This is a genomic window from Nocardia sp. CC213A, from assembly GCF_030766805.1.
GTDB classification, from domain to species: Bacteria; Actinomycetota; Actinomycetes; order Mycobacteriales; family Mycobacteriaceae; genus Nocardia; species Nocardia otitidiscaviarum.
In genome coordinates, this window is sequence record NZ_JASFXA010000012.1 from 187,228 (window position 1) to 211,757 (window position 24,530).

The 24,530-nt window shown below is 66.2% G+C and carries 26 protein-coding genes and 1 tRNA gene; 13 read left to right on the top strand and 14 right to left on the bottom strand.

The window, feature by feature from the left end:
- Window positions 1-3 precede the first annotated feature (3 nt).
- Both QJS31_RS22505 and QJS31_RS22510 read right to left on the bottom strand, forming a co-directional pair.
- Window positions 4-216: a DUF397 domain-containing protein gene (locus QJS31_RS22505; protein WP_282778584.1), complete on the bottom strand. Its 213-nt coding sequence runs from the start codon at window positions 214-216 to the stop codon at window positions 4-6.
- Window positions 203-1,120 carry a helix-turn-helix transcriptional regulator gene (locus tag QJS31_RS22510; RefSeq protein ID WP_282778586.1) on the bottom strand — a complete coding sequence of 306 codons (918 nt, stop codon included), beginning with the start codon at window positions 1,118-1,120 and terminating at the stop codon, window positions 203-205. Before QJS31_RS22510 ends, QJS31_RS22505 begins: the two co-directional genes overlap by 14 nt.
- A gap of 201 nt (window positions 1,121-1,321) precedes the next feature.
- On the opposite strand from QJS31_RS22510, the gene QJS31_RS22515 reads away from it, so the two are divergent.
- A complete protein-coding gene (locus QJS31_RS22515) occupies window positions 1,322-1,564 on the top strand; it encodes a hypothetical protein (protein ID WP_306357617.1) in 243 nt (80 codons plus the stop codon).
- Window positions 1,551-1,853, top strand: coding sequence for a hypothetical protein (locus QJS31_RS22520; protein ID WP_306357618.1), 303 nt, complete (start codon window positions 1,551-1,553; stop codon window positions 1,851-1,853). The genes QJS31_RS22515 and QJS31_RS22520 overlap by 14 nt, the downstream gene beginning before the upstream one ends.
- Window positions 1,854-1,984: 131 nt before the next feature.
- Here QJS31_RS22520 and QJS31_RS22525 read toward each other — a convergent pair whose 3' ends face one another.
- Window positions 1,985-2,185 (bottom strand): hypothetical protein, encoded by a 201-nt coding sequence (locus tag QJS31_RS22525; RefSeq protein WP_029931197.1) that lies wholly within the window; start codon window positions 2,183-2,185, stop codon window positions 1,985-1,987.
- Between the two features lie 277 nt (window positions 2,186-2,462).
- Here QJS31_RS22525 and QJS31_RS22530 point away from each other — a divergent pair, with 277 nt between their 5' ends.
- Complete coding sequence (locus tag QJS31_RS22530; RefSeq protein WP_282778589.1) at window positions 2,463-3,152, top strand: PAS and ANTAR domain-containing protein; 690 nt, start codon at window positions 2,463-2,465, stop codon at window positions 3,150-3,152.
- A gap of 28 nt (window positions 3,153-3,180) precedes the next feature.
- Here QJS31_RS22530 and QJS31_RS22535 read toward each other — a convergent pair whose 3' ends face one another.
- Window positions 3,181-3,534 carry a hypothetical protein gene (locus QJS31_RS22535; RefSeq protein WP_282778591.1) on the bottom strand — a complete coding sequence of 118 codons (354 nt, stop codon included), beginning with the start codon at window positions 3,532-3,534 and terminating at the stop codon, window positions 3,181-3,183.
- 183 nt (window positions 3,535-3,717) lie between these two features.
- Here QJS31_RS22535 and QJS31_RS22540 point away from each other — a divergent pair, with 183 nt between their 5' ends.
- Window positions 3,718-4,476 (top strand): maleylpyruvate isomerase family mycothiol-dependent enzyme, encoded by a 759-nt coding sequence (locus tag QJS31_RS22540; RefSeq protein WP_306357619.1) that lies wholly within the window; start codon window positions 3,718-3,720, stop codon window positions 4,474-4,476.
- A gap of 66 nt (window positions 4,477-4,542) precedes the next feature.
- On the opposite strand, the gene QJS31_RS22545 is transcribed toward QJS31_RS22540, so the two are convergent.
- Complete coding sequence (locus QJS31_RS22545; RefSeq protein WP_282778593.1) at window positions 4,543-5,259, bottom strand: histidine phosphatase family protein; 717 nt, start codon at window positions 5,257-5,259, stop codon at window positions 4,543-4,545.
- Window positions 5,260-5,499: 240 nt separating this feature from the next.
- Here QJS31_RS22545 and QJS31_RS22550 point away from each other — a divergent pair, with 240 nt between their 5' ends.
- Window positions 5,500-5,745, top strand: a complete 246-nt coding sequence (locus QJS31_RS22550) for a type II toxin-antitoxin system Phd/YefM family antitoxin (RefSeq protein ID WP_282778594.1) — start codon at window positions 5,500-5,502, stop codon at window positions 5,743-5,745.
- Entirely contained in the window at window positions 5,730-6,131 is a 402-nt protein-coding gene (locus QJS31_RS22555) for a PIN domain-containing protein (protein ID WP_282778596.1), read from the top strand. The genes QJS31_RS22550 and QJS31_RS22555 overlap by 16 nt, the downstream gene beginning before the upstream one ends.
- Window positions 6,132-6,698: 567 nt before the next feature.
- On the opposite strand, the gene QJS31_RS22560 is transcribed toward QJS31_RS22555, so the two are convergent.
- From QJS31_RS22560 to QJS31_RS22590, 7 genes are all read right to left on the bottom strand, one after another.
- Window positions 6,699-7,181: a barstar family protein gene (locus QJS31_RS22560; RefSeq protein ID WP_282778598.1), complete on the bottom strand. Its 483-nt coding sequence runs from the start codon at window positions 7,179-7,181 to the stop codon at window positions 6,699-6,701.
- A complete protein-coding gene (locus QJS31_RS22565; RefSeq protein WP_306357620.1) occupies window positions 7,169-12,616 on the bottom strand; it encodes a putative T7SS-secreted protein in 5,448 nt (1,815 codons plus the stop codon). Before QJS31_RS22565 ends, QJS31_RS22560 begins: the two co-directional genes overlap by 13 nt.
- Window positions 12,617-12,623: 7 nt before the next feature.
- On the bottom strand, window positions 12,624-13,277 hold the full coding sequence (locus QJS31_RS22570; protein WP_306357621.1) for a hypothetical protein: 654 nt from the start codon (window positions 13,275-13,277) through the stop codon (window positions 12,624-12,626).
- Between the two features lie 65 nt (window positions 13,278-13,342).
- A complete protein-coding gene (locus QJS31_RS22575) occupies window positions 13,343-13,687 on the bottom strand; it encodes a YbaB/EbfC family nucleoid-associated protein (RefSeq protein WP_282778603.1) in 345 nt (114 codons plus the stop codon).
- A 137-nt stretch (window positions 13,688-13,824) separates the two neighbouring features.
- Complete coding sequence (locus tag QJS31_RS22580) at window positions 13,825-14,223, bottom strand: hypothetical protein (protein ID WP_282778605.1); 399 nt, start codon at window positions 14,221-14,223, stop codon at window positions 13,825-13,827.
- Between the two features lie 159 nt (window positions 14,224-14,382).
- Window positions 14,383-14,679, bottom strand: a complete 297-nt coding sequence (locus QJS31_RS22585) for a hypothetical protein (protein WP_306357622.1) — start codon at window positions 14,677-14,679, stop codon at window positions 14,383-14,385.
- A gap of 231 nt (window positions 14,680-14,910) precedes the next feature.
- Window positions 14,911-14,983, bottom strand: a tRNA-Ala gene (locus QJS31_RS22590).
- A gap of 123 nt (window positions 14,984-15,106) precedes the next feature.
- Between QJS31_RS22590 and QJS31_RS22595 the strand changes: the two genes are divergently transcribed.
- Window positions 15,107-16,063: a phosphotransferase family protein gene (locus QJS31_RS22595; protein ID WP_306357623.1), complete on the top strand. Its 957-nt coding sequence runs from the start codon at window positions 15,107-15,109 to the stop codon at window positions 16,061-16,063.
- On the opposite strand, the gene QJS31_RS22600 is transcribed toward QJS31_RS22595, so the two are convergent.
- Both QJS31_RS22600 and QJS31_RS22605 read right to left on the bottom strand, forming a co-directional pair.
- Window positions 16,045-16,677, bottom strand: coding sequence for a TetR/AcrR family transcriptional regulator (locus QJS31_RS22600; RefSeq protein WP_306357633.1), 633 nt, complete (start codon window positions 16,675-16,677; stop codon window positions 16,045-16,047). The two genes, QJS31_RS22595 and QJS31_RS22600, sit on opposite strands and share 19 nt — an antisense overlap.
- A 220-nt stretch (window positions 16,678-16,897) precedes the next feature.
- The gene (locus tag QJS31_RS22605; protein ID WP_306357624.1) at window positions 16,898-17,593 is read right to left on the bottom strand and encodes a uracil-DNA glycosylase; all 696 of its coding nucleotides are present in this window, start codon (window positions 17,591-17,593) and stop codon (window positions 16,898-16,900) included.
- A 116-nt stretch (window positions 17,594-17,709) separates the two neighbouring features.
- On the opposite strand from QJS31_RS22605, the gene QJS31_RS22610 reads away from it, so the two are divergent.
- The 6 genes from QJS31_RS22610 (at window position 17,710) to QJS31_RS22635 (ending at window position 24,434) form a co-directional block, all read left to right on the top strand.
- On the top strand, window positions 17,710-18,402 hold the full coding sequence (locus QJS31_RS22610) for a trimeric intracellular cation channel family protein (protein WP_306357625.1): 693 nt from the start codon (window positions 17,710-17,712) through the stop codon (window positions 18,400-18,402).
- Window positions 18,403-18,528: 126 nt separating this feature from the next.
- The gene (locus QJS31_RS22615) at window positions 18,529-18,972 is read left to right on the top strand and encodes a GyrI-like domain-containing protein (RefSeq protein WP_282778440.1); all 444 of its coding nucleotides are present in this window, start codon (window positions 18,529-18,531) and stop codon (window positions 18,970-18,972) included.
- Window positions 18,969-19,403, top strand: coding sequence for an effector binding domain-containing protein (locus QJS31_RS22620; protein WP_029931206.1), 435 nt, complete (start codon window positions 18,969-18,971; stop codon window positions 19,401-19,403). Before QJS31_RS22615 ends, QJS31_RS22620 begins: the two co-directional genes overlap by 4 nt.
- 387 nt (window positions 19,404-19,790) lie before the next feature.
- On the top strand, window positions 19,791-20,411 hold the full coding sequence (locus tag QJS31_RS22625; protein WP_282778437.1) for a hypothetical protein: 621 nt from the start codon (window positions 19,791-19,793) through the stop codon (window positions 20,409-20,411).
- Entirely contained in the window at window positions 20,408-22,558 is a 2,151-nt protein-coding gene (locus tag QJS31_RS22630; RefSeq protein ID WP_306357626.1) for an Rv1355c family protein, read from the top strand. The genes QJS31_RS22625 and QJS31_RS22630 overlap by 4 nt, the downstream gene beginning before the upstream one ends.
- 67 nt (window positions 22,559-22,625) lie before the next feature.
- Entirely contained in the window at window positions 22,626-24,434 is a 1,809-nt protein-coding gene (locus tag QJS31_RS22635; protein ID WP_282778444.1) for a bifunctional diguanylate cyclase/phosphodiesterase, read from the top strand.
- Window positions 24,435-24,530: the final 96 nt, after the last annotated feature.

The following is a 24,530-nucleotide window of genomic DNA, read 5'->3' on the forward strand; positions in this document are numbered from 1 at the left end:
AGATCACGCCGGGCGGTCGAACTCCCCGTATGCCGTGCTCACGGTGAAGGCGTCCCACGCGCCGGGGGTGAAAACCAGGGCCGGGCCGGTCGGATTCTTCGAATCCCGCACTCCGACACGGCCTTCAGGCAGCCACGCGACCTCGACACAATCGCCTTGGCTGCCGCTGTGGCTACTCTTGAACCACGCGGCTCCGGACAGGTCAGTGCTCGCCATGCTCGAACTCCTTCGTAACCCGGCGAATGAGATCCCGGGTCGGTGCGTCCTCCAACGCCGTGCTTCGGATAGCCGAAGCCAGCTCACTATAGAGTCGCACTTCGTCCGGCTTTTCCAGATACACGTCCTGAGTAGGCCCGCCCTCGATGTACACGATCGGCGGTTCGCCTACGCCTCCATCGGCGGCGTCGAACTCCAGAACAGTGAACGATCCACGTGGCATTCCCCAGGTCAGCCCGGCAGTGTAGGGGTGAAGTCGCAGGGTGACGTTGGGCAGCTTCGATGCCTCGGCGAGGTGACGCAGTTGAGCCGCCATGACGCGCGGGCCGCCGATCACGCGGTGCAACGCGGATTCGTGCAGTAATACCTCCAGTAGGACGGGTCTCGTCTTGCGAGTGACGATGGTCTGTCGTCTCATCCGATGCTCGACGCGACGGTCGATATCCCTGGCGTCGGTGAAACCGGGATACGCACCGATCACGGCACGCGCGTAGTCGGCGGTCTGCAGCAGGCCGGGGACGTGTTCGTGGTAGGTGATCAGCCGGTACGCGGCGGCCTCGAGTCCGGTGTACATATTGAATGCGTCGGAGTACAGGCCACCGTAGGCGTGATACCAGCCTTGGTTCCGAGCTAAAACTGCCAGGTCGATTGCCGCGGCGGTGTCGGCGGGACCGACACCGTAAACCTCGCACAGCGCGCGTACGTCCTGCTTGCGCACCTTCTGAGTCTGACCGGCCTCGATGCGCTGGAGCGCGGATGTGGACAGGTCTACCAGGTTTGCGGCAGCAGCGAGGGTGAATCCGTTGGCGTCACGCCACTCCCGTAGGAACCGGCCGAGTTGTCGGCGTGGAAGCGTTGAGCTCGAGGCTACTTCAGCAGGGTCGTCGTCATGTGCGGTGGCCATCGCGTGCTCCATCACGGTCGAATCGGGTCGAGCCGGTCGCGGAATCGGGTGCTGCTCACAACATTTTCGGATTGGCACATGGGAGTTTGGACGAATCTTCATCGGATACCCGGTTTCACCCTAACCCCGTACGGCGCGGTGGTGTCCTGAATCGAGCGACGACAGGGAGGTATCGAAATGTCCGGCTATAACCCGTGGTCGGTGCAGGCGATCATCGACCGCATCGAACGTGAGAGACGGCAGACTCCCCAGGCTGAACCGACGACCAGCGCGACCGCTCCCATCGGGTACGCCGTGCGTGGATTGTGGTCGTGCCACACCGATCCCGGCGATCTGACGGCGGCCCGAGCCCACCGCGCCATGCAGGTGCATCTCGCATGCGGACGGAACCTGTTGTTCGGCTACAGCGCAACATTTCTCGGCGGCCGCCATGCCCTGCGATGACTCCGACCGAATCGAGCTCCAGGTCATCGTGGACGTCCTCGACACCATCGACGCCCGATTGCGCGCCCACGAACGCCACGGCTGGCGTTTGACCGCGCCGCGCACACACATCTACGCCGCCGTCCTACACGCGGTGATCCGCAGTGCCCGCGCTACCCACGTCTTCCCGCCCACTCTCGACCGCGCCGCCATCCTCGACACGATCTTCGACGGCATCGAACCGTCCGCGGTCGACGACCGCTGCCCGGTCACCGCCGCCATCGCGGATCACACCGTGAATACGAACTGAATACGGTGTCCCAGCCGGGGCCCCACGCAGGTGGGCGCGATCACTGTGCGACAGAACGACTTTCAAGTGCTTACCGCTGAACGCGGTGCGCGGGCCGGGGGAGTCTGTACCCGGCCCGCGCGATGACGTGGTCAGTGGCCGCCGTGGCTGTGCTGGCCGCCCTTGACCTTCGCCTCCTGCGGCTGGGCCTCGGCGCCCTTGCGCCCGGCCTCGTGCGGGTCGGCGGCATTGGGTTCACCGAAGCTGCCGGTGCTGGCCTGTCCGCCCTTGCTGGCCGCCTCTGCGGTGTCGGAGCGGTTGCCGAACTGTCCGGGGTTGTTCGGATCAGCCATGTGTCACACCTCCTGTGTCGGGAGTTATGAAGTGGACGCGCCCGGTGTGGCCGTCCACGTTCAAGCCCTACCCGCCGAGCGACGAACAAACCATCAGCTATCCGTGTGACAGGTCACCGCACCGGGTCGGTGATGCGTCCACGGCCTCGGTGTAGACAGCGCCAACGGGGATAACCCATCGGTACCGGTCGGGTTGAGAAACCAGCCCGCCGGTCCCGTGTAGCGGTGGAATCCCGAGAAGGACGCCGAAGCACGCGCGGACGGTCATACTTGCGTGATGACAGATACTGTCGACCCTGCTCGAGACACCTCGCCGTTCTCGGGTGCCACCGGTGAGCCGAACCGGCTCACCTCGAACGAGCGAGGGTTCGGCAGCTTCCGCTTCTGGTTCGCCACCCAACGCTGGGAATGGTCGCCCGAGGTGTACCGCATGCACGGCTACGCCCCCGGTGAGATCGAACCGACCACCGAGCTGCTGTTGGCGCACAAGCATCCGGACGATCGCGAACAGGTTGCCGAAGCGATCGCGCGATCACTGACCCAGGGCCAGCCCTTCTCGAGCCGCCATCGCTTCCTCGACACCGTCGGCGTCGAGCACCGCGTAATGCTGGTCGCCGACCACATCCTCGACGCCACCGGCACCCCGGTCGGTACCTCGGGCTACTACATCGACCTGTCCGACACCCTCGCCGAGGTCGAACGCGAAACTCTCGACTCCGTGATCCCCGAAGTGGTGGAGAACCGCGCGGCGATCGAACAGGCCAAGGGTGTCCTCATGCGGATGTACGACATCAACTCCGATCAGGCGTTCAAGGTCCTGAAATGGCGCTCCCAGGAAACCAACACCAAACTCCGCGACCTGGCCGAAGCCCTGCTCAACGGCCTACACCAACTCCCACCCCCACCCCCCAATACCGTGGCCGCCTTCGACCACCTGCTCCTCACCATCCACGAACAGATCCGCTGACCCACCCCGGAAACCCGGCTTCAGCAGGTCATGGCGTCGGCACCGAGGTCGCCTGCGGCACGTACACCGATTCCGCGACCGTCCGCTCAGCGGCATCAGGCTGGCTACAGTTCTTCACGACCATCGCTGCCGCCGCCCGCAAGGCCATCGACGGCCCGTCACCGTCCCCGTGTTCGATCCGCCAGCCCGGCTTGTTCTCCACCGCCCGCTCGACCGCGTCGAACCGCTCGGACTCGCTCATTCGCAAGAACTCGCGGCAGGTGACCGGAGACGCCTGCGCGTCGGCGCTCGGTTCACCGGAGCCACAGCCGGTGAGCACACCGAGAACGGTTGTCCCGCCGATCACCATGCGGAGGACATACGACTGAGGTCGGCGACGCATACCCCACCCTAGATCAACGCTGTCGCCGATCCTTCCGCGCTGCCGGAGAGCGACCGGGCCTTCACGGTCCTATCGTATGAATCATGTCGGCCGGCCGCAGCAGCCGGCACATCCGAGGGGGAACACATGAACCATCCATGGTCCGGAACGAACGCAACGGCCGCACACGGCCGTCTTCGAACGATGGCGGAGCGCTTCGCGGCTCTTGCCGCCAGCGCGCCCGATCCCGATCGCGCTGTCGCGGCGACCCCGGGCTGGTCGATCCTGGACACCCTCGGGCACGTAGCCATGGAGCCGTCGCGCTACAACGACCTGGCCAAGGGCGGCGGAACCTGGCCGGCCAGATCCTCCGAACTTCCGGCGTTCAACGCCGAACAGATCCGTACGCTGCCGACACGGGACCCACAGCGGCTCGCGGAAAAACTGATCACCGATACCGACGAACTACTGGGCACCATCGCAGCGTTCGGGACCGAGTCGCCGTTGATGAACTTCGATGGCGACCAGCGCATCCGGGCGGATCGTTCCCTGGGCACGTTGCTCGGCGAGTTCGTGATCCACGGTCGCGATATCGCGCGCAGTCTCGACGTCCGCTGGCCGGTCGATCACTCACTGGTGCCCCTGATCCTCGACGGCCTGCACCAGGTCATGCCCGGCTGGCTCAACCCCGATCGTGCCGCCGGGCACACCGCCGCCTACCGGGTGCGGCTGCGTGGACTCCATATCACCCACACCTATGTCATCAGCGATGGCCGCCTCGCGGTCGATCCCGCCGAAGATGTCGACGTCGACGTGCACATCAGCGCCAACCCGGCCACCTGGCTTCTGCTGTCGTACGGACGTGTAGACCAATGGACCCCAGCCTTGACCGGACGAGTCCTCGTATGGGGCCGCAAACCATGGCTCGCCACCGGATTCTCCCGGCTGTTCCACTCGGCTTGAGCGGCGCGCCGACCCCCATCAGGCGATTGTCGGTGCGGGATGGGGGTCGGCGGGCGGATGATGCGCTCAGGCAGCGGGGCTGCCGTCCCAGGACACGAGCTTCCAGCCCTTGCCCGGCTTCCCCTTCACGACCACCCGTCCGGTGTTCTGGATCGGGTCGGTCTGCAGTTTGCTCACGTCCACGTTGTCGAGCGACATCACTGCCCAGACCATGATGGCACCGCCGTGTGAGAAGACCACCGAACGCTTGGTGCCGCGATCCTGGATGCCCTGGATGGAGTTGTCCATCCGCTGTTTGAACTCATGGCCATTGATCGAGCCGGGGATGCGAGCATCCAGGTTGCCCTGCATCCATTGGAGCGGAGCGGAGAAGTACCCCCGCATCGCATCCCGCTCCGGGGTGCCCTCGTAGATTCCGGCCTCGATCTCGTGGAAGCCGCTCTCGACGACCGCTGGACGATCACACCGCTCCGAGACCGGTCCCGCCGTCTGCTGGGTCCGCACCATCGTCGAGACGTACACGCCGTCGATGAACTTGCAGTCACCCAGCGCCCCGGAGACGGCCTCGGCCTGCACCCACCCCTTGTCGGTCAGCTCGGGGCCGGGGACGGAGGTGTCGATGAGGCCGGACGCGTTGCCGGCCGATTCCGCATGACGGACGAAGGTCAGGGTCATTTCACCGGGCGGTACCGCTCCCGCGGTCCCTCCTCCAGCCGCCACAACTGCCACCGCCGCGACGACCGCTCCGATCATCGCGGACAGGCGGGATGCGATTGATTGCATGGATGCTCCTCGAGTGATGCGGCCCACACCGGAATAGGAATATGGCCTGCTCAGGGACGGTAGGTTCGGGTGTCGACGGCCGCAAAGAGGTGTCCCGGTGAATGGTCGGGGGTGGGTGTGGTGCTCCGTTTTCTCCCGGTGCGCGAGGGGATCCGATGGGAACGTCGCAAGTTCGTGTCGAGACCACCCATCCGACCTGTGGGCCGCCTCGAATCAGATAATATGATTTCCGTGAGGATCATGACCGCCACCGAAGTCGCACGTAATCTCTCGGCGGTGCTCGACGAGGCGGAGCACGGCGAGACGATCACGGTTACGCGCGGCGGTCGCCGAATCGCGACGATCATTCCCGCTGCCCGCGAGAACGGCGCGGAGGTCATCGCGTTCTTCGCGGGGCGCGCGCCGCTCGAAGGATTCGGCGAGGACATCGAAGCCGCCCGCAAGGTTCTCATCGACGGAGTGAGCGCAGCGTGGGAAGACGACTGATTCTCGACACCGGCGTTGTGATCGCCGCCGAACGCGCAAAGCTCGATCTGGCAACGGTATTGCGCGCTGATGACGACATCGCGATCGCGATGATCACAGCCTCCGAGTTGTACTTGGGCGTGGAACTCGCCGATACAGTTCACCAAGGCGCGCGGAAGGCGTTCGTCGACGCATTCATCGCGGCCACCCCCGTCGAAGACCACACCCTCGATGTCGCACGTGCACATGCCCGCTTGATGGCATACGTCCGCCGGACAGGCCAGCCGCGCGGCGCCCACGATCTGATCATTGCCGCCACGGCAGCGGCCACGCGCCGGACAGTGGTCACCACCGATACCAAGGCCAGCCTCGGCACGCTACCCGAAGTGGAATGCCTGACCTGCTAACCACCGCCAGCGGTTCGCGCACCGCAACAGATGCCACAAAGCCGCCGGTCGATGACCGGCAGCTTTGGTGGTCGACGGGCCGGACATCGTTATGCAGGCCCGACCACCCACCCAGGGCCACGCATCCGAAGGATGCGATTGGCCGAACTGCGGGAGCACCTCCGCGGGTGTCCGTCCGGGGAACAGGGTTTGCTGTTCTGCAATGAGGTCGGCGGGGCGTTGCGGCGCACTCTGTTCCGGTCTCGGGTCTGGCGTCCGGCGCTGGTGCGGGCGGGACTGCTCGGTGAGGTCGCTGAGGTGGACGGCAAGTTCGAGGCGGTCTGGATGGATGTGGCAGGGGAGGTCTACTCGGAGGTGTTCGGCGACTACGAGCGAGCGGTCCGGCACATGGCCGACCACGAGCATGGCGGGTTCCGGTTCCATGACCCATTGGGCCACCGCAGTAACCGACGCCGAAGAAGCCATCGGCCGCGAACACCTCATCTGGCGCGCCTCCCACACCGAATAGCGCTGACGGTATTCAGACCGCAATCTGGTGTGGAGGGTGTGGCCTGGCACTCCGACGGCTCATTGTAGCTCCATGAGCAGAGATAACTCGGCTGTCGCATAGTTTTGTGACAGAAAGATTGTGTTGAAAGGTACTGGTCCGTCGCCCCACTCGCGACCCAGGCCGAGGGCGTTGGACCAGTAACGCCCAGCATCGCCGAGTATCCTCAAGAAGGTACTCAAATCCCGTCGATCCTGAGCGAGTACACGCTCGGCATTGTGAATGAGAGTGAGATAGCCTCTCGCCGGAAGGTTCTCGAGTGTCGTCAGACATTCCTCGAATGCCGGCCAGTTCCCTCCGAAATAAGTCGGAAACTCGAACTCTCGATAGTATTGCTCAAAAACGCTGTCGACATCGACCATCTCTGCCCCATCCAGAGAGAAAACGCGCAGACCAGACAGGTTCGGGCCTATGGCTGCGAGGGTCTCGATATCCCGACTGCCTCGGAAATGAATCCACGGACGGTCAGCCGTGAATGCGGACGTTGATTCTATGGATTCCATGGTATGAAAGTCCTGTAGTGGTCGGGTGTGTAGTAAACAGATCCGTCCGAACCTGTGACGATCCGTTCGCTTCCTGGCGTGGGGTTATTGGGCGCGGGGACCGTGCCCCACTCACGATAGACTATGGGCTGACCGTGACTATCGTGCGTGGGAAGGATATCCCCACCGGCGCGGCCATCGTTGTTGAAGGTCTTCGGGATATCGGGACCTTTGACGGAGGGCTCGATGATCACACCAGATCGATTGATCTCTTCAATGATCGGAATCGTATCTTCCGGAATCGAATTCGGCGCGAACGTGACATTCTGCGGGTGAGGGTCCTGCCGGACCGGCAACTTGCAGGCAAGGCCGAGCGGATCGATCCACGTAAGCGGGTTGTGTGGGTAGTTGCCCGGATTCGGAGCAGGGCGGAGCCCTAGCGGATCCTGAGTGAGGAAGCGCCCGGTGTGCGGGTCGTAGACCCGATACAAGTTGTAATGGAGTCCTGTCTCCTGATCGTAGATCTGGCCGGGGAACTGGAGGGGTGTGAAGGCACGGCCTTGCCAGGTCGTTCTTCCCCACAGGTCAGCGACGGCGGAGGCGACGGGTTGACCATCGATGGGATCGATCAGATCGGTTGGCGTCCCGACGAGATCGGTGATGATCGCGTAGAACTCACGGTCGATCGACGCCTGGTCTGTAGTTTGGGTCAGGGGCGTATGAGTATCAGGGCGATAGTGCCAGCGCATGATCGATTCGCGGGCGGCTTGTTCGACAAGGACAGTGGCATCCCAGGTGTAGTCGATGCGCTCGAGAACGGTGCCGTTCGTGGCGAGGTGTTGTTTGGTGGTCCGGCGGCCGAGGGCGTCGTAGGTGTAGTGCCACCACTGGTGGTCGGGGGTCCACACGTCGGTGAGTTGGTCGAAGTCGTCGTAGCGGTAGTGCCAGACGTCGGGTTTGCGAGACAGGCGGGTGGTGGTTTTACGGATCAGGCGGCCGGAGGCGTCGTAGTGATAGCGGGTGCGACCGTGGCGAATGAGGAGGTTGTTGCTGCCGTATTCGCGACGTGTGTCTTGGGTCGTTCGGTCGGCGTGGGTGTCGATGGGTTCAGGCACAGTTGCCGCGGGTGCGCTCGGTGTGTAGCTGTCGGTGATGTTGCTGAGCGCGTCGTAGGCGTAGTGCTCGGCGATGGCGCCGTTTCGGGTCAGGGTGTTGATGCGGCCGATCGGGTCCAGTTCGTAGTCAAGGTGTATCGCGGTTCGGTCAGTGCGGGTCGTGTGGTTGGTGATGTATCCGTCAGGACGCCAAGTGTATTCGTCGGTGCGGAGTTGTCTGGGGTTGGGACGGGGTCCGGTGTCGAGGGCAAGGGTGGACAGACGGGCGGGGAAGCCCGTGACGGTTTGGCGTTCGAGGCGGCCGAGGGGGTCGTAGTCGTGGGTGATGGCGAGCTCGCCTATGGTCCACTCGGTGAGCTGCCCGGCTGGGTTGTGGGCGAAGCCGATGGTGTGGCCGTCGGTGTCGAGGGCGGTGGGGCGACCGGACCAGTCCCAACGCCAGCGGGTTTGTGCGCCGCTGGGAGTTGTGCGGAGGTCACGGCGGCCCAACTGGTCGTATTCGAACCGCATTGGAGTGCCCGCGTCGAGGGTCTGGCTGCTCAACTGTCCGCCTGGGGTGTAGGCGAAGGCGAGGGCGTGAAGGATGTCGTCGCCGTTGCCGCTGGTGGCGGTGAGCAGGCGGCCGAGGGGGTCATGGGTGTAGCGCCGCCAGTGGCCGGAATCGGCGGTGATTTCGGTGAGGCGGCCGAGCTGGTCGTAGCGGTGCTGCCGTGCGATGCCGGTGGCTGGGGTGACGGTGGCGAGTCGGCCGGCGAGGTCGTGAGTGTAGGTGGTGGTGGCGTCGTTGTAGTCGGTCTGCGATGTCAGTCGGCCTGCGGAGTCGTAGCGGAAGTGCCAGACGTGCCCGAGGGGGTTGATTACCGCGGTGAGGCGGCGTTCGGTGTCGTAGGTATAGCGGGTGGTGGAGCCGTCGGGGTCGGTACGCGCGATGAGCAGATCCCAACTGCCGTAGGCGTATTGGGTGATACCTCCCGCTCGGTTGGTGTGGGTGAGCAGGTTGCCTTCGCCGTCGAAGGCCCACGACTCATAGTGTCCGTCGGGGTCGAGGCGGTGGAGGAGCTTCCCCTCTGGAGACCACTGGTAGCGGGTGGTGTGACCGAGAGGATCGGTGACCGCGATGGGGCGGCCGAATCCGTCGCGGTCGATGTGGGTGGTGGCACCGAGGGGGTCGGTCACCGTAATCGGGAGGCCGGCGGCGTCGACGGTGATGGCGGTGCGGGCGGTGTTGGGTTCGGCGATCGTGGCGACCGCGCCGTTCGCGTGGTAGGAGTAGGTGGTGCGAATTCCGCCGGGATTAATTGTGGCGGTGAGGTTTCCGTGTGCGTCCCACTCGCGGTGTTCGGTGCTGCCGTCGGGCTGGGTGATCGTTTCCGGGCGGTTGCGCCAGGCATATTCGATATCGATGGCGAGGCCGTCGGGGCGGACGATGCGGGTGACGTCGCCGTCGGGGGTATAGGCGTAGTGGGTGACTGTGTTATCGGGGGCGGTGACCCGCAGCGGTCTGCGGCCGGGGTTGTAGTCGACGCGGGTAAGTCCGCCGAGGGGGTCGGTGATGTCGCGGACGCGCAGGTCGTGGTCGAATCCGCGGGTGGTGACCGCGCCTTGGGAATTGATGTGGCGGGTGAGGCGGCCCGAACCGTCGGGGTAGGTGAGGTAGTCGAATCCGGCGTTGAGGATGCCGTCGGTACCGTGTTGCAGGATTACCCGACCGGCGCTGTCGTAGGTGTTGACCATCGTGGTGCCGCGGGAATCGGTCCACGACAGCATGCGATCACCGTCGTCGTAGGTGTAGCGAGTAGTCGCGCCAACTCCGTTGGTCGCTGCCGCCAGATTGCCTGCCACATAGGCGAATCGCCGCACCACCACGTGCGCCGGGTGACCGTTATCGGCCGTGCCCTTGTCGCGGGTGTCGTCGAAACCGCTACCGCCGCTGAGTATTCGGCCGATGTGGCTGGTGCCGAGGACTGCAAATGCCGTGATCCGTCCAATCGCGGGGTCGGTGGTGATCTCGACATGGTAGCCGCCGCTGTGGGTGATCGCGGTCGGTGCGCCGCCGGTGTTGTAGTGGAACCGGATGCGGTTGCGGTGCCGGTCGGTGATCGCCGAGATCGCGTACACCCCGAGTCGCGTATCGAGGCCGTCGAGGGCGGGTTCGGGGGCGAAGTGCCAGACGATCTCGCGTTCGGGGTCGGCGACGCGGTAGGTGCCGATATCGGTGCGCACGCACGTGTATCGCACCCCACCGGCGAGGGGCGGCACTGCGGTGCCGGGGTCGGCGTGCGGGTAGGCGAGCAGGAGCCCGTCCTCACCGACGAAGGTCACCTGCTCGTCGTCGACGACCACCCGCATGTCCAGTGTCGAGGACCAAGTGGGGCCGAACCAGCGGCCCCACCGGTAATTCGAGCGATGCCTCCGCTTCAGCACCAGTGGCAGCACGCCCGGTAGGGTGAGATCGGTTTCGGGGAGCAGGAATTCGCCGGTCGCGGCATCGACAGGGTCACCGCATTCGGCGACATCACGCGCGGTTTGCGTGTTTGCCGGGTTGTCGGCCGCGTCGGCGACGTCGCGGTTGGGATCGGAGGGGTCCGTCGGCGGATCCGAATCCGGTTGTCCGTCTTGGTTGTCGGGTTCGGGACTCGGCTCGTGGTCGTTCGAGTCTCGCGTATCGGGATCGCTTCCGTCGGTGGAGTCATGGTCGGGAGTCGATCCGTGATCGGGTGCCGGTGCGTCAGAAGCATCACCGGCTGGGCTGGTCGCGGGTGGGTCGGAGTCCGGTCGAGTACCGGGTGTGGCCGGGTCGTCGAGCCTCGACGGTCCCGCCGAGGGCTGGTCGGCGGGAGAGCCAGGCGTATCGACCGTTGTGTCGGGTCGTGCCGCCGGCGCGTCCGGGCTGGGTTGCCCGCCGGATACATCGACCCCTCCGTCGTCGGTGTGGTCACGACCGCTGGGCTGAGCGCCCTCGGGGGCGGATTGATCCTGAAGGGTCGCTTGCACGTTCGTGTCAGGACGCTCCGGTTCGGGCGCAGCGCTCGCGCCCCGATCCTGTGGCGGAGCATCGACGTCCCGCAGGGTCTGGTCCGCCACGCCTGGCGCGTCCCCTTGCGGCATATCGCTGGTGGTGTCGGGATGAGTGTTGGCGGGCGGGCTGGACCCGTCCGGCGCCGTCCGGTCGAGGCCGGGGGCGCGTGTCGTCCCGGGTAATGTCGGGCGGCCGGAGAGCACGAGATTGTCGACCTTGTTCAGCAGCGACACCGGCTTGGTGGCCAGCCCGGCGCCGCCGGTCGGGATGGCGGTCACCGCGTCGAAGGTCAACGCGCCGAGCGCTTCGAACGGGTTGGCCTTCGCATCGTCGATCATCGCGTCGACCACCGGGCCCGGGTCGGCGGCGGTGACCGCCAAGCCACCGGCCAGATTCGACACGTTCTCCAGGTATTCGCCAGGATGGGTGAGGTTGTAGATGTCGGTGGGGTTGAGTTGACGGACGAACTGCACCAGCCCCGCCCCCGCGGTCAAGAACCCGTCGGCGAAGCTCAGTTTCGCGTAGTCGCCGATCTGCCCCAGGTCTTCGAGGTTGGCGCCCATACGTGAGATGAACGGCGGTTCCTCCGGCGCGGATGCTTTGGCCGCCGCGATGGCCGTAACCGCCTGCGCTGCGGCGGTGTCGCGGTTGGTTCGTGCCCGCGCCAGGGTGTCGCGGGCGGCCTGGAACATCGGCGTCCAGGTATCGACCACCGTGGTCTTGGCTTTCTCCTCATCCGACAGCGAATTCCACCGCGCCAGCACCCGCCGACGCTCATGCACGGCCGCATTCCACTGCGTGATCGCATCCGCGGCCACACCCTGAGCCGCGGAGACCGCCGCCGCCCACGCCTCCAACGCGGTCTTGGCATCGGTGAAGGCGTCGGCCGCGTCGGTCCACTTACCGGGCTGCGGGGAGAACCCGACCTGATATCCGTCCGCGCCGAGACCTTCCCAGTCGCTGATGTTTCCGACCGCACGCAGCCCCTCCCCGGTCTGATCGGCCGCGGTCGACAACTTCCCCAGACTGGTGCCAGCCTCGGTGATCGCCGACGGCTCCCCGCGGATCAACTCCTTGGGGTCCTCGGTCTCACCGAGCTCACGCTCCTCGACCTCGCCACCGAGCGCCGAGGACACGTGATCACCCACATCGTCGAGGGTCTCGCCGAGCGAATCCCACCCGAGTCCGCGTGCGGCGTCTGCGCCGACGTCGAGCACATCGTCGACCACCTCGCCGAGTTTCGCGGTGGCGGTTTCGGCCGCGTCCTCGACAGCGTCGCCGATCTGGTTGACCTTGTCCCCAAGCCAGTCCCCGATACCCACGTCCCGGTTACTTCCCTTGACCGGGTTGCGGATTCAGCAGCGACTCGTACTTCTTCTGGATCTGTTCGACCTGCGCGGCCGCGCCGGTGTTCCAGCCCGGCGCCGGCATACTGTCGGTGCCCGTGACCAGCGTCGCCGGATTGCTCACCACACCCAGATTGGCCGCCGCCTGCGGGCCGACGGCTTGGATGATCTCCATGTTCATCTGCGTGGCAATCGCCGCCCGATCGAACGATTCCCGGCTGTAGTCGGCATTGAGCACCTGCGTGAACGGGTTGTCGGAGAAGGTTTCACCCCAGTCTCGGGCCGCGATCTGGTCACGGGTCAGGTGCGGGTTGCCTGCCAGATTGGTCCACAGCACCTTGAACATCTCCTCGGCCTTGGCGTCCATCGCGTGGTAGCGGCCCGCCGCCAGCCCCAACGCCTGCGCGATCTCGTTGCCCGCCTGCACCAGCGCCCGCACGCCCCACGACCACCGCTCGGTATAGGACTCGAACTCGGTCTGCACCGACGCCTTGCCCGCTTCCAGTGCCGACAACGCCAGCAACGCCAAACCGTGCCCGGACGCGGCGGTCTCCTTGAAGCCCACCTCGGACAAGGCATCGATCATTCCCGTGATGCCTTTGGCGGTCTGCTCTAACGCTGCCGGATCGACCCGCAACCCCTCAACCGACACTACTCAGCCTCCCTCGTCAGGAAATCCACGCCGACCGAACTCGACCGCGCCTACACGCGGTACGTGATCCGAAGCGGGGCAGCCTCTTCCCACTGCGAGGTCTTGGCGGCGGGAGCCGCCGGACGGCTGTCGTGCGCGAGTTGCCCCAGCAGGCGAGCAGCTTCGGCTTCGGCTTTCTCGCGAGCCTTTCGATGGCACTGGGAGATCACAGCCGCGAGACGGTCGGCGTTGGCTTTCATCGCAACAGCGGAAATCTGCAAGTCCGTGATCGTCCCGTACGCATCGGTTTCGACAACCACCAGCCCCGTCGACCCCTGCGCACGTCCACGTACACTCAACATCGCCTCATCGACCTGCCGGGCGTGAGCGGCTCGCTGCTGCGCATCCACGCTCACGACCCCCCTCATCCACTCATCGAAACCCGCCTCGCAAGACCGGCCAAGGCATCCTGCCCGATGCTAGCCAGGAGCCCGGGGGCGGACAACTCGCGAACCACCTAATCCCAGACGTAGCGCGCTCCTAACAGGAACGATTACGTCCCCGCCGCAGCGCGGTGAGCCTCGGTCACCGTGGGCGGAAAGGCCATCGGCGACGGACCGGCGATATCCACCGTCACCCCCGTCGGTTTCACGCACCCTGCCACGTAATTGGCCAGTCGCCACCCGCTGAACGCGTAATAGGGGTACTCGCCCGCGGGATCCAGCTCACCGCGCCGCGACAACCACCGGGCGTACTGCTCCGCGCTGGTGAATGCGCAGATCCATTCCACCCCGCCGAATTCCGAGGTACGAACTCGACTACCCTCGGCCACCGGCACCAGCAGCACCGCCGCCCGGAATGACTCCTCCAAGGCCGCCGGATCGCCGAAACCCGCGTAGAAGGCATCGATCTCCGCGTGCAACACGGCAACTCCCGCATCGCGATCGACCATAACTTCCCCCTTCAGACCCATCCGCCGCACCCCGGCGGCCCTGCTCCGGAGCGTAGCCGAGGGCTATACCCCGGAAAACCCCAGCGCGGTGAAACGATGACGTCGAGTGTGGCAAACAGCTGCTGGTCACCCTCGTGGGCGACCAGCAGCAGGGTCCCCTTATACGGGTGATTCGCCTCGACTTTCCGCCCACGCGGACTGAGCATTACCAAGAGGTACGGTGCCGTACATCTCGCCGAACCAATAGAGCAGGTCGTTTTCCAGATTCTTCACCTGCTCAGTCGGCACGGCTGCCCAGCTCGCCTGGATACCGTTGATGGCTGCCCACTCAGAGCGCGAGTACATGCGGCCGGTGTCGCCGCGCTGGTCACGGCGTTGCCGAGTAAAGGTGAAACGTTCGCTCAGCCGGTTCTTCAAGGTGTTGCTGCGGTCGGGATCGTGCGGGTGATTGGGCACGAGAACATCACCACCACGATGCAGCTCTATGTCCGCCGGACCGAGGATGCGGCCACGATTCGCGGCGTGCTCGGGGATGCTGACGACACGGAGGAACGCGAGGCGGACTGTGCTCCGAACGGGTGATGCTGCCTTGTAGCTGCCTCAGCGGGGTATCCGGTGCTGATCAGTGATCATGAAACGAAACGGCTCCCGACCGAATACACTGGTCGAGAGCCGTTTTTCGCGGTGTGGAGCTAAGGGGAATCGAACCCCTGACCTCTTCGATGCGAACGAAGCGCGCTACCAACTGCGCTATAGCCCCGTGCAGTCCGTTTCCGGTCTGCGGTGAAGAACTTTAGCAGGTGGGTTCGGGGGAGGACGAATCGGCTGGTCAGGGGGGTGGTTGGGGCGGAAATTCGGTTGTGGGGGTGCTTAGGATTCGGGGATGGACATGAGTGCGAGCATCGAGTTGCCGAGGGATTGGGACGGGCGGGTTCGGGGGGCCTTGGTGGGGGCCGGGGAGTTGGGGGTGGAGTTGGCCGCGGGGGAGATCGCGGTGTTGGGGGCGGGGATGGAGAGTGTGGCGATGATCGTCGCGGTGGGGGAGCGGCGGTATGTGATGCGGTTGCCGAAGGGGGAGTGGGGGGCGGAGGGGATGGTGCGGGAGGCTCGGTTGCTTCCGGAGTTGGGGCCGCGGGTGGGGTTGCCGATTCCGCGGTTCGCGTTCACGGCGCCGAATCCGTTGGGGCCGGGGGAGTTCTGTGTTTATCCGGTGGTACCGGGTGAAGTGGTGCTGCCGGAGGAGTGGCATCGGCGTGGGCTGCTGGGGGCGGGAACGGCGCGGCAGGTGGCGGAGTTTCTGGAGCAGATGCACGCGTTTCCGGTGGAGCGGGCGGTCGAGTTGGGGGTGGAGGTGGCCGACTTCCGGGCGGACTTCGCGGAGACCCTGGACATGCTGGAGGAAGAGGTCGTGCCGCTGTTGGATGCGGAGCGGGGGCGGCGGTTGGTGGCGGTGTACGAGCGGTACCTGGGCGATGCGGAGAATTTCGCGTACCGGCCCACCCTGATCCACGGGGATGTGAGCCTGGATCATCTGTTGATCGAGGGCGATCGCATCAGCGGAGTGATCGACTTCGGGGATATGCAGGTCGGGGATCCGGATTACGACCTGTGCTACCTGTGGGCGGAGGCGGGCGCCGACTTCGTGCGGCAGGTGCGGCAGGGGCGCGGGCGGGAATTGGGCGCGTCGCTGGTGCGCAAGCTGGAGTTCTGGACCTGCGCCGACCCGGCCGACGACATCCTGCACGGGATCGAGAACGATATGCCGGACCTGCGGGAACAGAGCCTCGGCCGCCTGGCGCGGGCGCTGGACGGGCTCACGGATCAGGCGGGGGTGCTGTAGGCCAGCACGACTTGGAGGAACAGGTCCACCCGCCCCTCGCGGACGGCAGGATTGTCCGGTTCCAGCAGGCACTGGGCGAGCGTGCCGTCATGAACGGCGACCAGGGCACGGCCCAGGGTGCGCGGATCGGGAACGATGCGTCCCGCACGCTCCAGCAGCGTCACGATCACGGGGGTCAGGGCCGCGGCGATCGACTCCTCCCGAGCTACCATGGCCCGCCGCAGCGCCGGAGTGCGCAGGGCGTGCGCGGTGAACTCCGAGGTGATGCGAAACCACTTGTCGTCCACGGGAACCGCGGCCAGCACGTGCTCCACCGCCTGCCGCGGCTGCGACACCGTCACCGCGGCGGGCGCGTCCAGCACCGCACGCACCTCGCTCAGCATCCGGCTGGAACGCTGCTCCCACATGGCGAGGAACAGCTCCTCGAGCGAGGTGAAATTCGAGTAGAACGCGCCCCGGGTGAATCCGGCCCGCTCGCACACCTGCTCGACCGAACACCGCCCGAACCCCTCGTCCGCGAACGCGTCGAACGCCGCGTCCAGCAACCGCTGCCGGGTCTGCTCCCGCCGCCGCCCGCCGCGCGGCTCGGCCACCTCGGCGGCGACCTCCTCCACACTCTCGTCACCCCTGCTCACGCCCGCATCGTAGCGAGCCGCGCCGCGTGATCGACCGGGCTACCGATCACGCCTGCCGCCGGAGCCGCCACCAGCACCCGCCGAAGCCGCGCCCGCGATAGGCGAGTAGGGCACAGTGGTCGCGAAGTCGTCCGCGACCGGATGGACCGCCGGCCGCGCACACCATCAGCGGCCGGAACTTCGGCGATCGCCGTACCGGTTATCGATCATCGAGACCTGCGGCCGATTTCGCCTCGGCCAGAACGGCTTCCAACATGGCCGGAGTCAGGCGGCCCGTGAAGGTGTTCTGCTGGCTGACGTGGTAGCTGCCGAACAGATGCAGGGGTGTGCGGTCGGGGCGGGCGGGGGCGATGGTGGTGTGGACGCCGTGGCCGAACTTGGGTCTGGGTTTCGGTAGTGCCCAGCCGGATTGGGCGAGGGCCGGAAGCAGGGCCTGCCAGCCCCAGCCGCCCAGGACCACGATCGAACGCAGTGTCGGGGCGAGGAGGTCGAGTTCGGCTATCAGCCAGCGGCGGCAGGTGTCGCGTTCGGTTGTGGTCGGTTTGTTGTCGGGCGGGGCGCAGTGGACGGGGGCGGTGACGCGGGCGCCGAGCAGGCGCAAGCCGTCGCCGCGGTGTACCGCGGTCGGTTGATTGGCGAGGCCGACGGCGTGCATGGCGGCGTAGAGGACGTCGCCGCTGCGATCCCCGGTGAACATCCGTCCGGTGCGATTGCCGCCGTGCGCGGCCGGAGCCAGGCCGACGACCAGCAATTTCGCATCTTCCGGGCCGTATCCGGGCACCGGTCGACCCCAGTACGCCTCCTCGCGGAAGGCCGCGCGCTTCTCGTCGGCGACCCGCTCCCGCCACGCCACCAGACGCGGGCAGGCTCGGCACTCGACGAGGTCGTCCTCCATGTCGGAGATCGTGCGGAACACGGTTCCAGCCAACCATGCCGCCCGCAACGCCGTCCCATGACAGGCCGAAATCGGACAGCCGGGCATACTTAGCCCGATTGCCGAATATTTGCGACATGGAGGGTGCGTACATGGCCTACCTGGCGGAGCTGGGCGGTGCGGCCGGTATCGCACAGGAGGTGGGAGATCTACTGGGGGTCTTCGCCTTTGCCGTGTCCGGTGCGCTGCTGGCCGTCCACAGAAGATACGATCTGGTCGGTATTGCCGTGCTGGCCGTCTGCACCGCACTCGGCGGCGGCATCATGCGCGATCTCGTCATCGGCGCGACGCCACCGGCGGCCTTCGTTCACCTCCGCTATCCGGCCACCGCGCTGCTGGCCGCGCTCATCATCTTCTTCTGGCACCCGCCGCGGCGACTCATCAGAACGCCCCTCGCCATGGCCGACGCGGTCGGCCTCGCCAGCTTCTGCGTCACCGGCACCGTCACCGCCTACCACCACGGGCTGTCTGCCTTCTCGGCCGCCGCGCTGGGCGTGCTCACCGCGGTGGGCGGCGGTGTCGTCCGTGATGTGCTGGCCGGACGACCCCCGAGCATCCTGCGTCCCGACGAGGAGGTCTACGCCATCCCGGCGCTGGTCGGTGCTGCCGCCACGGCGGCGCTGCTGCATTTCGGCGTCTACACCTACTGGACGGGCGCGCTCGCCGGTGCGGTCGCCTTCGGCGTGCGGGTGGCCGCGCTGCGCCTGCACTGGCGCGCCCCGCTGGCCCGTCCGCACCGCCGCCGGGACGCGGCGCCCGACGCACCGTGACACCCTGCTCGCGGTCGTGTCGCCAAGGCTGGGCTAACTCGGTTGATAGCATGTCGATGCTGGCCGACGCGGGCAATACGGATTGCGCACCTGCCCATGCGATCACACCTCGAGAGAGTTTCTTCCATGCAGTTTGAGATCGTCGAGCGGGACGAGACGTGGGTTGCCGGTCTGCCCGTGCGCAGTCCGAAACGCGCGCTCGGTGAACTGCGCGACCACGATCTGGAGGTGGCCTGGGCGGCGGTGCTGCATCAGGAACTCGGCGGCCCGTTGGCGGCGGCCTACACCGACTTCGCGGCCGAGCTCGGCACCTACAACACGCAGATCGTCGGCTACCGGTGCGGTTCGTTCGACGAGGTCACCCGGGGGCATGTGGTGGCGCGGCTGCCGCGCGGCACGTACGCGCGCTTCTCCTCGGTCGGCAACTTCCCGCAGATCATGACCGATCTATGGACCCAGATCGCGTTCGCCGAGGAGCACAAGCAGATCAAGCGCACCTACACCGGCGACTTCGAGTGTTATCCGCACGCCTACAAGATCGACCTGTATCTGGCGGTCGAAGCCTCATGAGCTATTCGATCGTGGTGCGCCCCGGCGCGATCTACGGCGGCCTGGTGGTGCCGCGGGTCCGGCCCAGCTTCAAGGTGAGCAACAGTGAGCTCATCGAGTTCCTGCGCGACCGGCTGCGCGAGCGCAACGGCCTCGAACCGCCGCTGGCCACCGTCTACGTGCCGGATCCGGCGGGCAACTACAACGTGCTGGTGTCCTACGAGTACCCCGACGTGCACGAGGTGCCGGTCGGCGATGTGCTGATCAAGGTCCCCAAGGGCGTGTACGCCCGCTTCGAGCCCAACGGCGACTATCACGATCCGGTCGAGGACGTCTGGGCTCAGGTCGACGATGCGACGGCGTCGGCGGAGATCACCCGCGCCTACCGCGAGGAGATCGAGATCTGGCGCGGCACCGCCGAGGTGGAGCTCTTCATCTCCATCCTGATCTGATAGCTGTCAGTTAACTAAATCGGAACCAACCAGTCTTTCGGTTGTATTTTGTGACTGATAGCAATGATCTGACCGGGCTAAGTTTCCGCATGCGCATGAGGGTTTCGGGAGATTTGCCAGACGCCTGGACAATTCCATGCGCGTGGCGGATACTCCCCTAGGTGCCCATGCCAGGCACGGTCGATACGTGACCGTATCGGGCGGGAGCGATCAGACGCGCGAAGTTCAGTGCAGCAACGGAGTGGGAACTATATGGCAGTCGATCCAGTCGCGCTGGTCCCGGTTGAGAGTCATGGTGAAGGCATGCTCCGATTTCGTGACACGGAGTCCGGATGCACATTCGTGGCGGGTTCCCCGCGAGTGCATCCCGAACTGTGGCGCCGGTGCATGGATGGGGCACTGCGTGTCTACCGTCACTACGGCGCGGAGGCCGCACTCGAATACGACTCGGTGATCGACGGTCGCTCCACCACGCTGTTCTTCGTAGCCCTGGATGCCGACGGCAATGCGGTGGCGGGGGTCCGCGCCGAGGGCCCGCATCGTCATGTCGACGAGGTGCACGCCATCGCGGATTGGGCCGGGCGACCCGGTGAGGCCGCCTTTCGTCGGATGGTCGCCGAACAGATCGCCGACGGCGTGATCGAGACAAAGGCGGGTTGGGCCGCGCGCGAGGCGCGCGACCGGCGGGCGCTGGCGTCGGGTGTGGCCCGCGCCATCGTGCACTCCATGGTGCTGCTGGGGGCTCGGTACGGCATCGGAGTCTCGCCCGAGCATGCGCTCGCGCGCTACGAATCCAGCGGTGCGCGGGTGCCCTGGTGGATCCCCGCGACGTCCTATCCCGACGACCGCTATCGCACCGTGCCGGTGTGGTGGGATATGCGAACCTATCGGTCTGTCGCGTCCGATGCGCAGCTCCGGCTCATCGATGCCGAATTGGCCGAGCTCACGGGCAATGGTGGGGTGCCTCCGGTGCCATGGCTGCACGACGAGGGACTGGCTCAGGCATGACTACCGGGCATGGAGCGGTCGGTGCCTACCGGCCGTTGCTGCTGGACGAACTGGACGCCGACGATGCTGCTCGGCTCGCGGCATTGCGGGCCGATGCGGCAATCGAATTCACCGATACGCGAAATTTGCTGCGTACGGAATTCTCGACCTTGATAAGCCCCCCGGAATTATCCGAAGGACCCGATTCGGACCGCTGGGCTTACTATCCGTGGCGTCGCCAGGTGGTAGCCCTACCGGGACCGCAGTTGCTGCGAGCACTACGACTCGACCGCAATCGCAATCATGTGACCCGAGCCGAGCAGGAAGCTTTCGCCGGGCAGACGATCGGAGTCGTCGGCCAGAGCGTAGGTCATTCGGTGGCGTACGCGCTCGCGCTCGAAGGAATCTGCGGCGCACTGAGATTGGCTGATTTCGACACCATCGAGTTGACCAACCTGAATCGCGTGCCGGGCACCCTCCTCGATATCGGCGTCAACAAGGCGGTCGTCACCGCCCGGCGTATAGCCGAACTCGACCCGTACCTACCCGTCGAGGTGTTCGAGGCGGGGATCACCGACGACAACCTCGACACCTTTCTCGACGGACTGTCCATCGTCGTCGAGGAGTGCGACTCCCTCGATGTCAAAGTGGCGGTACGCGAAGGCGCCCGCCGCCACCGGCTTCCGCTGCTCATGCAGTCCAACGATCGAGGTCTGCTCGATGTCGAGCGCTTCGACCTGGAACCGGGTCGCCGCCCCTTCCACGGTCTGCTCGGCGATATCCGAGCCGCTGACCTGCGCGGACTGTCCACGCGCGAGAAGGCCCCGCATGTGGTTCGCATCCTGGACGGCCGCAACCTGTCCGACAAGCTCGCGGCCAGCATGGTCGAGATCGGCCGGACACTGAACAGTTGGCCGCAGCTCGGCGGCGAGGTGCAGCTCGGTGGCGCGACCGTCGCCGCGGCGGTTCGGCGCATCGCCCTGGGGCAGAAGCTGCCGTCCGGTCGCACCCGTGTCGACCTGGAACGCTGCCTGGACGAACTCGCCGAACCGGCGCCGGTGGGCGACCTGAACTGGGTCGAGGCGGCGGATACGGAAGCGGCCTCGGCATCGGGCGTCGCGGCGGTGCTGGCCTGTGCGCAGCGCGCGCCTTCGGGCGGTAACGCGCAGCCGTGGACGCTGAGCGTCACCGAGGAAGCGATAACCATCGCGCTGGCGCCGGAACGCACATCCACCATGGACATCGGCTATCGCGGCAGTGCGTTGGCCGTGGGCGCGGCGTTCTACAACGCGCGGTCGGCGGCCGCGGCCCAGGGCCTGCTGGGCGAGCGGAGCGAATTGCGAACCGACGGCCCGGGGCCGCTCACCGCTGTCATCCATCTGGGCGCGGGCCACGATCCGCTGCTCGCGCAGGACTTTGCGGCGCTACTCGGACGCCACACCAACCGTCGGGCCGGTAGTGGTGAACCGCTGGTACCCGGGGTTTCGCAGGCGTTGGCGGACCGGGCCGAGGTCGCCGGGGCGAGGTTGCGCATGGTTACCGCTCGGGCCGAGATCGAGGCCGCGGCGGAGATTCTCGGGGCCGCGGAGCGGATACGCTACCTCACCCCGCGCCTGCACGAGGAAATGTTCGCCGAACTGCGCTGGCCCGGCGACGACCTACGCACCGGCATGGATCTGCGCACCCTCGATCTCGCCCCCGACGAACTGGCCGAACTCGATATCGCGCGGCGGGCCGACGTCATGGCGCAATTGCGCACCTGGTCGGGCGGGGACGCGCTGGGCGACGGCACCCGCGACCGGGTGCGCTCCAGCTCCGCGGTGGCCGCGGTGACCTTCCCGACACCGCCGATGAGCCGACCCGAGGAACTGGCCGCCTATGCGCGCGCCGGAGAGGCGGTCCAGCGGGTATGGATCGAGGCCGAGCGGCATGGTTTGGCGGTGCAACCGGTATCACCGGTGTTTCTCTTTGCCCGACGTCCCGAGGAGTTGCGTAGGGTTTCCCCGGAGTTCGCCGATACACTAACGTCACTTCAGGGCCGCATCCTGAAGGTGTTGGGAGTGCCTGGGCACGAAACGATGGCAATGGTGCTCCGCCTCGGTTACGCGGCGGGTGTCACGGTTCGGAGCAGGCGACTTCCGGTACCGGGCGCGGACACCCGCGGCTAGTGTGATCGGAGACAAGGTGCCTCGGCGAACTCTCGACTCTCTGGTGACCCAGGTCGCCTCCGAGTTGATGGCGGTCGACGCCACGAATCTGGTGGCGGCGAGCGAGCGGGTGCTGTCGTGGCTGGTCGACCACTTCGATGTGGATTTCAGTTTTCTACGCCACACTGATCGGGAACGCAAGACCTCACTGTTGATCGCCGAGTGGCCGCGCCGCCCGGTCTCCGCCGAGGACGATCCGCTGCAGGTCGCGCACGTCGACGAGAATCCCTCGCTCTTTCTCCGACTCGAGCACGCCACCGAGCCCATGATCATCCGGCCCACGTCGGAGTTCGCCGACTATCAGAGACTCATTCAGCGGGCCACGGGAATCGGGGCGGTGTCCGCGGCGGCCGTGCCGCTGGTGTCGCGCGATGAGCCCACCGGTGTGCTGGGCTTCATCAAAGAGGGCGACCGCGAGTGGAGTACGCGGGAGATCAACGTCCTCAAGGCCATCGCCGCGCTGTTCGCCCAGTTGCAGGCGCGGGTCGAGGCCGAGGAACGCCTCCGCTACATCGCCATGCACGACGACCTCACCGGCCTGGCGAATCGCCGCGCGCTGCTTGAGCATATGGAGGAGCGGTTGCGGCCCGGGAATCTGGGGCCGGTGGCGGCGTTCTTCCTCGATCTGGATCGGTTGAAGGCGCTCAACGATTTTCTCGGGCATACGGCGGGGGACAACTTCATTCGGACGCTGTCGGCACGACTACGTGAGAATCTGGATCCGGCGGATATGATCGCGCGGCTCGGGGGTGACGAGTTCGTGATCGTGCCGGCCAAGCCGATGGACGCGGTGGCGGCGGAGAGTGAGGCGGCGCGGATTCGGCAGCTCATCGGGCGGCGGGTCACCGTGGGTGGGGAGTCGGTGAGTCGGGGGGCGAGTGTTGGTGTGGCCGTGGGGATTCCGGGGGAGACCACGGTGGCCGATGTGCTGCGGCGGGCCGATCACGCGCTGCTGTCGGCCAAGTCCAGCGGGGGCAATGGGGTCGCGGTGTTCACCGACGCCATGCGGGCGCAGTTCGAACTCCAGGACGATGTGGAATTGAATCTGCGCGGGGCGGTGGCGGACGGGTCGTTGCTGCTGCACTATCAGCCCGAGGTGGATCTGCGGACCGGGCGGGTGGTGGCGCTGGAGGCGCTGGTGCGCTGGCAGCATCCGACCCGAGGGCTGCTACCGCCGGGGGCGTTCGTGGGGGTCGCGGAGGCCACCAACCTCGCGGGTGAGTTGGGGCGCTGGGTGATTCGCTCGGCCTGTGAACAGTTCGCGAAATGGCGGCGGCGGGGGCTGGCGTCGAATGTGGTCATTCGCATCAATGTGTCGCCGGTGCAGCTGGTGAGTCTCGACTTCGTCGAGACCATGGAGGATATTCTGCGGCGCTTCGGCATCGACGGCTCGTCGGTCTGCCTGGAGATCACCGAACATGTTGTGGTGCAAGATCTCGCGCGCACCCAGGTGACCCTGCGCGGGCTCAAGCGGATGGGCGTGCAGATCGCCATCGACGATTTCGGCACCGGCTACTCCTCGCTCTCGCATCTGAAGGCGCTGCCGGTGGACGCGGTGAAGATCGACCGGGGCTTCGTGCAGCGGCTGGGAGCCAGCGCCGATGATCTGGCGATCGTGAAATCGATTGTGGGGCTTGCGGGTTCGTTCGGTCTCGGGGTGGTGGGCGAGGGTGTGGAGACGACCGTGGCGGCGCGCACGCTGGTGGCGCTCGGCTGCTATCGGGCGCAGGGCTTCCTCATTGCCCGGCCCATGCCCGCCGAGGAGGTCCAGGCGCATCTGGCGGCCGGGCGGATCGCCCTGGATCTCGATCTGCCGGGGTCCGTTCCTCGCTCGTGACCTGGACGGCCGACCGGTTGTTGAATGTGGTCCGACCCCGAAAATAGGGGCGTTGTCATGGGACTTTCCAATGGCGAACAACTCTGTTCGCGGGTA